Genomic DNA, 1,367 nt, shown 5'->3' with positions numbered 1-1,367 from the left:
GCAGAGTGGAGGTATGAAGAAAGCTCCAAAGAACCTCACCATGGGAAGAGACCATTCTGTTTCTCTGTTTCTCATCTATTTTTGCCCAACGTGAAGGTGATACGCGAGGGCCTAGGTTGTACGTGGTGAAAGAGTAGGGCAAGATATGTCCTTGGTGCATCCGCAACTCGGGCGCTTGGCCCGAGTTGTATCGACCGACTGGTTAGGCTTCTTTTCCATTGAGTAGTTGGTTTTTGAATTCGCGAGAAACCAGAACTCTGCTCCCTATTGGGACCTGATCTTTTGTACCTTCCGGTATCGTGAGTACGACTCGCCATCTCAGGTCCGTTGGAACTTTAGGATCTCTGATGTTGCGATGTTCCATTAGAAAAACCGCTTCAGTTTTGTAAGTCGATCCATTGGGGTTTTTAACTTCTATCGCTTCCCGTTTCGGCTTCCATCCACCCTCAGGCACAGAAAAATCCGGTAGGATCAGTAGGCCAATGTTTGAGATCTCGAAGTGATCTTGGACTGTGAGAATTTCGATCATCTATTTTCTGCCTAACGTGAAGGTCATACGCGAGGGCTAGAGAACCGTCGTGTTGGAAGTTGTGAGGATATGTCCTTGCTGCTGCCACAACTCGGGCGCTTGGCCCGAGTTGTATGGACCGACTGGATATGATTCATTTTTTTTGGATTAGGGGTAGTCTACTCCAACACCGAATGAAGCTAAAATGGCGACCGCGAATAAGAGAGAACCAGCGAAAAAGGGTGTGATGACGGGGTAGACCCACCAAGGGAATCTGACCTTCTCTTTTTGTGACGCGCGGAACAAGGAAACCCAAAACGTAATTATCACGAATGCTAGCATCAAAATGTACCCTTGGTATAATGGTCCGGATTCTCCGGTCTCGCTGTTTGCTCCGCTTCGGTACCCGTAAAGAGTTGGAACCGTGAAAAGTAGACAAGCTAGCATGCTTGATATTATCGAAATTCTTGGAGCTTTTTTCTTCATATCGTGAAAGCCATACGCGGAAGTCAGCGCGGAGCGCTGGCTGGAGTTGTATGGGCTGACTGGTTGGCACAACCTTTTCTCTTAGAAGCCATTTTCATCAATCTTTCTGATTAATTGCTCCTGTTCTTCAAATTCTTCCTTCGTGAGGTATTTAATTCTGCATTCTTCGATCAGTTTAGGATCGTGGAAAATCTCATTGAACCGACGTATCCACTTTTCTAATTCTTTGTTCTTTATTTCCCAACCTTTTGAATCGAAAGAGCCGAACTCAAGGTACATTCGTGCAATGCACTCTTCTGGTGACATCGAGCGCCAATCAAAGGTCTTCTCGAGGAAGTAGTTTGGATCGAACAGTTTTTCGTCAAAGTCAGTC

General features: G+C 46.2%; 1 protein-coding gene. It reads right to left on the bottom strand.

Annotation, left to right across the window (positions count from 1 at the left end; all coding sequences use genetic code 11):
* Positions 1-1,075: 1,075 nt before the first annotated feature.
* A partial coding sequence (locus tag QEH54_RS22765; RefSeq protein WP_309021032.1) for a hypothetical protein occupies positions 1,076-1,367 on the bottom strand: 292 nt, incomplete at its 5' end.

This window comes from Pelagicoccus sp. SDUM812003 (assembly GCF_031127815.1).
GTDB lineage: Bacteria > Verrucomicrobiota > Verrucomicrobiia > Opitutales > Opitutaceae > Pelagicoccus.
The sequence above is the reverse complement of the archived record's forward strand: the minus strand, read 5'-3'. Positions and strand labels throughout refer to the sequence as shown.